Annotated in this window: 8 protein-coding genes and 2 pseudogenes; all 10 read left to right on the top strand. The window is 59.9% G+C overall.

The genetic code is table 11. The features are described from left to right. Positions 1 to 82: pseudogene (locus L995_RS31805) on the top strand (EF-Tu/IF-2/RF-3 family GTPase); the annotation flags it as partial. Between the two features lie 24 nt (positions 83 to 106). Next, positions 107 to 418 carry a 30S ribosomal protein S10 gene (rpsJ, locus tag L995_RS06035; RefSeq protein ID WP_003059431.1) on the top strand — a complete coding sequence of 104 codons (312 nt, stop codon included), beginning with the start codon at positions 107 to 109 and terminating at the stop codon, positions 416 to 418. A 211-nt stretch (positions 419 to 629) separates the two neighbouring features. Beyond that, positions 630 to 1,304, top strand: a complete 675-nt coding sequence (gene rplC, locus L995_RS06030) for a 50S ribosomal protein L3 (protein ID WP_012202329.1) — start codon at positions 630 to 632, stop codon at positions 1,302 to 1,304. Further along, positions 1,304 to 1,924 carry a 50S ribosomal protein L4 gene (rplD, locus tag L995_RS06025; protein ID WP_012202330.1) on the top strand — a complete coding sequence of 207 codons (621 nt, stop codon included), beginning with the start codon at positions 1,304 to 1,306 and terminating at the stop codon, positions 1,922 to 1,924. Before rplC ends, rplD begins: the two co-directional genes overlap by 1 nt. Continuing rightward, positions 1,921 to 2,235: a 50S ribosomal protein L23 gene (rplW, locus tag L995_RS06020; protein ID WP_012202331.1), complete on the top strand. Its 315-nt coding sequence runs from the start codon at positions 1,921 to 1,923 to the stop codon at positions 2,233 to 2,235. Before rplD ends, rplW begins: the two co-directional genes overlap by 4 nt. A 2-nt stretch (positions 2,236 to 2,237) precedes the next feature. Next, entirely contained in the window at positions 2,238 to 3,062 is an 825-nt protein-coding gene (gene rplB / locus L995_RS06015; protein ID WP_012202332.1) for a 50S ribosomal protein L2, read from the top strand. 10 nt (positions 3,063 to 3,072) lie between these two features. After that, on the top strand, positions 3,073 to 3,348 hold the full coding sequence (rpsS, locus tag L995_RS06010; RefSeq protein WP_012202333.1) for a 30S ribosomal protein S19: 276 nt from the start codon (positions 3,073 to 3,075) through the stop codon (positions 3,346 to 3,348). A 10-nt stretch (positions 3,349 to 3,358) separates the two neighbouring features. Next, positions 3,359 to 3,691 (top strand): 50S ribosomal protein L22, encoded by a 333-nt coding sequence (rplV, locus tag L995_RS06005; RefSeq protein WP_012202334.1) that lies wholly within the window; start codon positions 3,359 to 3,361, stop codon positions 3,689 to 3,691. Between the two features lie 16 nt (positions 3,692 to 3,707). Continuing rightward, entirely contained in the window at positions 3,708 to 4,580 is an 873-nt protein-coding gene (gene rpsC / locus L995_RS06000) for a 30S ribosomal protein S3 (protein WP_047470144.1), read from the top strand. Positions 4,581 to 4,582: 2 nt separating this feature from the next. Further along, positions 4,583 to 4,667: pseudogene (rplP, locus tag L995_RS31800) on the top strand (50S ribosomal protein L16); the annotation flags it as partial.

The following is a 4,667-nucleotide window of genomic DNA, read 5'->3' as shown; positions in this document are numbered from 1 at the left end:
CATGGAAGAAGGTCTGCGCTTCGCTATCCGCGAAGGCGGCCGTACCGTGGGCGCTGGCGTGGTTGCAAAGATCATTGCGTAATTCTTAGAAAACTAGGAATACACAATGTCCAAGCAAAAAATCCGCATCCGCCTGAAGGCGTTTGACTACAAGCTGATCGACCAGTCGGCTGCTGAAATCGTTGACACTGCCAAGCGCACCGGCGCCATCGTCAAGGGTCCCGTGCCCCTGCCGACACGCATGAAGCGCTTCGACATCCTGCGCTCGCCGCACGTCAACAAGACCAGCCGCGACCAGTTCGAAATCCGCACTCACCAGCGCCTGATGGACATCGTTGACCCGACTGACAAGACGGTTGACGCTCTGATGAAGCTGGACCTGCCCGCAGGTGTGGACGTCGAGATCAAGCTGCAATAAGTACTTCACAGGCCCCTTGCGGGGCCGTTGAAGGGCTTTGATTTAACGCGAACTTGCTTGAAAAGGCAGTTCGCGTTAAAATTTGGGGCTTCGCCTTTCTTGAGCGAAGTTTTATCAACCTTCTTTCGTGCGCAAGGCCTTGGTCATCTGGGGCGGGAGCGCAACGCTGGGCCAATTGCAGTTTCAGCGGCGGAAGTTTTGGAGCAAACAAATGAGTCTGAGCAACTCCCTCGGGTTGCTGGGTCGCAAGGTGGGCATGATGCGTCTGTTCACTGATGATGGGGACGCAGTGCCTGTCACAGTGGTGGATGTGTCGAACAACCGCGTGACTCAGGTCAAAACCCAAGAGAACGATGGCTACGTGGCCCTGCAGGTCACTTTCGGTTCGCGCAAGGCATCTCGCGTGACCAAGCCAGAAGCCGGCCACCTTGCCAAGGCAGGTGTCGAAGCCGGTGAAGTGATGGGTGAATTCCGCGTGACCGAAGAAACCGCTGGCAAGTACGCCGCAGGCTCCGTCCTGCCCGTCGCCGAGCTGTTCTCGGTGGGCCAGAAGGTGGACGTGCAAGGCACTTCCATCGGTAAGGGCTTCGCCGGCACCATCAAGCGTCACAACTTCCGCTCGCAGCGCGCCTCGCACGGCAACAGCCGTTCGCACAATGTTCCCGGCTCCATCTCGATGGCCCAGGATCCAGGTCGCGTGTTCCCGGGCAAGAAGATGACCGGCCACATGGGCGATGAAACCATCACCACCCAAAATCTCGATGTGGTTCGCATTGACGAAGCACGCCAACTGCTCTTGATCAAGGGCGCTGTTCCGGGCTCCAAGGGTGGCTTCGTGACGGTGCGCCCCGCCATCAAGGCCAAAGCTTCCAAGGGAGCGAACTAATGCAGCTCGAACTCCTGAATGAACAAGGCCAGGCCGCATCCAAGTTTGATGCGCCCGAGACTGTTTTCGGCCGTGAATTCAACGAAGACCTCGTCCACCAGATCGTGATCGCCTACCGTGCCAACGCACGCCAGGGCACTCGCGCTCAGAAGGACCGCGAGCAGGTTCGTCACACGACCGCCAAGCCGTTCAAGCAAAAGGGCACCGGCCGTGCTCGTGCCGGTATGTCCTCCTCGCCTCTGTGGCGTGGCGGCGGCCGCATCTTCCCGAATCTGCCTGAAGAAAACTTCACGCAGAAGATCAACAAGAAGATGTACCGCGCCGGCATGGTTGCCATCCTGTCGCAGCTGGCCCGCGAAGGCCGTCTGGCCGTGGTGGACTCGCTCAAGCTCGAAAGCCCCAAGACCAAGGTGCTGGCCGACAAGTTCAAGGCCATGAACCTGGAATCGGTCATGGTGATCGCTGAAGAAGTCGACGAGAACCTGTACCTGGCTTCCCGCAATCTGAAGAACGTGTTCGTGGTCGAGCCGCGCTACGCCGACCCCGTGTCGCTGGTGCACTACAAGAAAGTGCTCGTCACCAAGGGTGCGATCGACAAACTCAAGGAGATGTTCGAATGAGCACGCTCAAGTTTGACGAAGGTCGTCTGATGCAGGTGTTGGTTGCTCCCATCGTGTCCGAAAAGGCCACCATGGTTGCAGAGAAGTCCAACGCCGTGACGTTCAAGGTGCTGCAGAGCGCCACCAAGCATGAAATCAAGGCCGCCGTGGAACTGATGTTCAAGGTGGAAGTTGCTGGTGTCTCCGTGGTGAACATCAAGGGCAAGACCAAGCGCTTTGGCAAGACCACCGGCCGCCGCGACCACGTTCGCAAGGCCTACGTGATGCTCAAGCCCGGTCAAGAGCTGAACCTGTCCGGGGAGGCTGCGTAATCATGGCTGTTATCAAGCTCAAACCGACGACCCCCGGCCAACGCGGCACGGTCAAGGTCACGCGTGACCATCTGCACAAGGGTGCAGGTTTCGCCCCCCTGCTGGAGCCTCAGCACCAGAAGTCGGGCCGTAACAACAACGGTCACATCACCACCCGTCACAAGGGCGGTGGCCACAAGCACCACTATCGCGTGGTGGACTTCAAGCGCACCAAGGACGGCATCCCCGCCAAGGTCGAGCGCATTGAGTACGACCCCAACCGTACGGCCCACATCGCTCTGGTGTGCTATGCCGACGGCGAGCGTCGCTACATCATTGCTCCGCGCAACCTGGAAGTCGGCGCAACGATCGTCAGCGGTTCGGAAGCCCCGATCCGCGTGGGCAACACCCTGCCGATCCGCAACATCCCCGTGGGTTCGACCATCCACTGCATCGAACTGAAGATCGGCGCTGGCGCGCAGATCGCCCGTTCGGCAGGTACGTCGGCTACGCTGCTGGCCCGTGAAGGCATCTACGCCCAAGTGCGTATGCGTTCCGGCGAAGTGCGCAAGGTGCACATCGAATGCCGCGCGACCATCGGTGAAGTCGCCAACGAAGAGCACAGCCTGCGCCGTCTGGGCAAGGCCGGTGTGAAGCGCTGGATGGGTATCCGCCCGACCGTTCGCGGCGTGGTGATGAACCCTGTCGATCACCCGCACGGTGGTGGTGAAGGCAAGACCGGTGAAGGTCGTCACGCTGTTGACCCATGGGGCAACCTGACGAAGGGCTACCGTACCCGTAACAACAAGCGCACGCAGTCGATGATTGTGTCGCGTCGTAAGAAGTAAAGGGTAGCAAATGACTCGTTCTCTTAAAAAGGGTCCGTTTGTTGACCATCACTTGCTGGCAAAGGCCGAGAAGGCCGTCGCCACCAAGGACAAGAAGCCCGTCAAGACCTGGTCGCGTCGCTCCATGGTTCTGCCCGAGTTCATCGGTCTGACCATTGCCGTGCACAACGGCAAGCAGCACGTGCCCGTGTATGTGACTGACCAGATGGTCGGCCACAAGCTCGGCGAATTCGCGCTGACCCGTACCTTCAAGGGTCACCCGGCGGACAAAAAAGCCAAGAAGTAAGGAATAGAACATGTCTGAAACACGTGCTGTTCTCCGTGGCGTCCGCCTGTCTGTGGACAAGGGTCGCCTGGTCGCGGACCTGATCCGCGGCAAGAAAGTGGACCAAGCCCTGAACATCCTGACGTTCACGCAGAAAAAAGCTGCCGTGATCATCAAGAAGGTGCTCGAGTCCGCCATCGCCAACGCCGAGCACAACGACGGCGCCGACATTGACGAACTGAAGGTCAAGACCATCTTCGTCGAACAAGGCACCACGCTCAAGCGCTTCACCGCGCGTGCAAAGGGCCGCGGCAATCGCATCAGCAAGCCCACGTGCCACGTGTACGTGACGGTTGGCAACTGAAAGGCCTGGGAAGAATATGGGACAGAAAATCCATCCTACCGGCTTCCGCCTGGCTGTTAGCCGCAACTGGGCCAGCCGTTGGTACGCAAGCAACCGCGACTTCGCCGGCATGCTGGCCGAAGACATCAAGGTGCGCGAGTTCCTGAAGGCCAAGCTGAAGAACGCCGCCGTGTCGCGCATCCTGATCGAGCGTCCTGCAAAGAACGCCCGCATCACGATCTTCTCGGCACGTCCTGGTGTCGTGATCGGCAAGAAGGGCGAGGACATCGAGAACCTGAAGAAGGAACTCGCAACCCGTCTGGGCGTGCCCGTGGCTGTGAACATCGAAGAAGTGCGCAAGCCTGAAATCGATGCCAAGCTGATCGCCGACTCGATCTGCCAGCAGCTCGAAAAGCGCATCATGTTCCGCCGCGCCATGAAGCGTGCGATGCAAAACGCCATGCGTCTGGGTGCCCAAGGCATCAAGATCATGTCTTCGGGCCGTCTGAACGGTATCGAAATTGCACGCTGCGAGTGGTACCGCGAAGGCCGTGTGCCACTTCACACGCTGCGCGCCGACATCGACTATGGCTTCTCCGAAGCCAAGACGACCTACGGTGTGATCGGTGTGAAGGTCTGGGTCTACAAGGGTGACACGCTGGGTCGTAACGACCTGCCGGCAGCCGAGACCCCCCGCCCCGAAGACGAGCGTCGTCCTCGCGGCCCCCGCCGCGATGGTCGCGGCGATGGTCGTCGTGACGGTGCTGGCCGTGGTGCCCGCCGCCCCGCAGGCGCTAACGCAGCACCTGCAGACGGCAGCGACAAGCCCGCCGGCGCTGGCGCTGATTCCGTTAAGCGCGTTCGCAAGACTGACGCGCCCGCTACAGCAGCGGACGGTAAAGGAGAATAAAGATGCTGCAACCTGCTCGCCGCAAATACCGCAAGGAGCAAAAGGGTCGCAACACCGGTATTGCAACGCGTGGTAACTCCGACGCGG

The organism is Delftia sp. ZNC0008 (genome assembly GCF_000799035.1).
In the GTDB taxonomy this organism is placed as follows: domain Bacteria; phylum Pseudomonadota; class Gammaproteobacteria; order Burkholderiales; family Burkholderiaceae_C; genus Comamonas; species Comamonas tsuruhatensis.
Note: the sequence above shows the minus strand (reverse complement) of the source record. Positions and strands in the feature narration are given on the sequence as shown.

Excerpts from the sequence above, each read along its gene's own strand:
- rplB (WP_012202332.1), top strand. The coding sequence starts at position 2,238 with ATGGCTGTTATCAAGCTCAAACCGACGACCCCCGGCCAACGCGGCACG.
- rplV (WP_012202334.1), top strand. The coding sequence starts at position 3,359 with ATGTCTGAAACACGTGCTGTTCTCCGTGGCGTCCGCCTGTCTGTGGAC.
- rplD (WP_012202330.1), top strand. The coding sequence starts at position 1,304 with ATGCAGCTCGAACTCCTGAATGAACAAGGCCAGGCCGCATCCAAGTTT.
- rplW (WP_012202331.1), top strand. The coding sequence starts at position 1,921 with ATGAGCACGCTCAAGTTTGACGAAGGTCGTCTGATGCAGGTGTTGGTT.
- rpsS (WP_012202333.1), top strand. The coding sequence starts at position 3,073 with ATGACTCGTTCTCTTAAAAAGGGTCCGTTTGTTGACCATCACTTGCTG.
- rplC (WP_012202329.1), top strand. The coding sequence starts at position 630 with ATGAGTCTGAGCAACTCCCTCGGGTTGCTGGGTCGCAAGGTGGGCATG.
- rpsC (WP_047470144.1), top strand. The coding sequence starts at position 3,708 with ATGGGACAGAAAATCCATCCTACCGGCTTCCGCCTGGCTGTTAGCCGC.
- rpsJ (WP_003059431.1), top strand. The coding sequence starts at position 107 with ATGTCCAAGCAAAAAATCCGCATCCGCCTGAAGGCGTTTGACTACAAG.